Below are 1,256 nucleotides of genomic sequence, written 5' to 3'. Positions count from 1 at the left end.
GATCAACTTCGCGCGCAGATGCAGGGGCGTATTCCAGAACCCACTTGCGGGTCTTGGCCATCCCCGAGGTCATCGCATTTCGCGAAGGCTGGTAAATCCGTGCGCGCATGTCGCCTCTCCGTACTCACTTGGCTGGGTTTGTTTATGCGTCAGAGCGCACGCGGGGACAAGATGGCAATTGTCGCGGATACGACCGGACGCCTGATGCCAGAACCTGTCATCAATGCCCCGTATAGCTGTGCCCATGATGACAAGCTGCAGAACCATAGGGCCAAATCACAGTTGGATTCGCCATTGCAGCCCGTCAAAAACCGATCAGCCCTTGCAGATGGACAAAATAAGAACAAATGTAGGGGCCTGACCCGGAGCCTGTCCATGCCCTACGCCCATTCCGACAAGACCCAACTGACCGCCGAAGACGTCCGCGCGCGCCTGAAACTTGAGGGCGGCAAACAGTTCGTGATGCATACCGAGTTTGCCCCTGCCGGTGACCAACCAACCGCGATCACCGAACTCGCGGGCGGCGTCAACGATGGCGAACGCGATCAGGTTCTGTTGGGCGCGACCGGCACGGGCAAGACCTTCACCATGGCCAAGGTGATCGAGGAAACCCAGCGCCCTGCCATCATTCTGGCACCCAACAAGACGCTGGCGGCGCAGCTTTACGGAGAGTTCAAGGGCTTCTTCCCCGAGAACTCGGTCGAATACTTCGTGTCCTATTACGACTATTACCAGCCCGAGGCTTATGTGCCGCGCAGCGACACCTATATCGAGAAAGAATCGCAGATCAACGAACAGATCGACCGGATGCGCCACTCGGCAACGCGGGCGCTGTTGGAGCGGGATGACGTGATCATCGTCGCCTCGGTGTCGTGCATCTACGGTATCGGCTCGGTCGAGACCTACGGGGCGATGACACAGGACCTGAAGGTGGGCCACGAGTATGACCAGCGGCAGGTGATGGCCGATCTGGTGGCCCAGCAGTATCGCCGCAATGATCAGGCGTTTCAGCGCGGCTCGTTTCGGGTGCGCGGCGATTCACTGGAGGTCTGGCCCGCCCACCTCGAAGACCGCGCCTGGAAACTGTCCTTCTTCGGCGAAGAACTGGAACAGATCACCGAATTCGACCCGCTGACCGGCGAAAAGACCGGCACGATGGAGCACATCCGGGTCTATGCAAATTCGCACTACGTGACGCCGAAACCAACGATGCAGCAGGCGATCATCGGCATCAAAAAGGAACTCCGCATCCGGCT

2 protein-coding genes are annotated in these 1,256 nt (G+C 59.1%); one reads left to right on the top strand and one right to left on the bottom strand.

All coding sequences use genetic code 11. The features are described 5' to 3' along the window. On the bottom strand, positions 1–109 hold a 109-nt coding region (locus MPJ51_RS20295; RefSeq protein ID WP_298390645.1), incomplete at its 3' end, for an NADH dehydrogenase ubiquinone Fe-S protein 4. A gap of 266 nt (positions 110–375) precedes the next feature. Here MPJ51_RS20295 and MPJ51_RS20290 point away from each other — a divergent pair. Then, positions 376–1,256: DEAD/DEAH box helicase family protein (locus MPJ51_RS20290; RefSeq protein ID WP_298390643.1), on the top strand; the 881-nt coding region annotated here is incomplete at its 3' end.

The organism is Ruegeria sp. (assembly GCF_028066395.1).
Lineage (GTDB): Bacteria > Pseudomonadota > Alphaproteobacteria > Rhodobacterales > Rhodobacteraceae > Ruegeria.
Note: the sequence above shows the minus strand (reverse complement) of the source record. Positions and strands in the feature narration are given on the sequence as shown.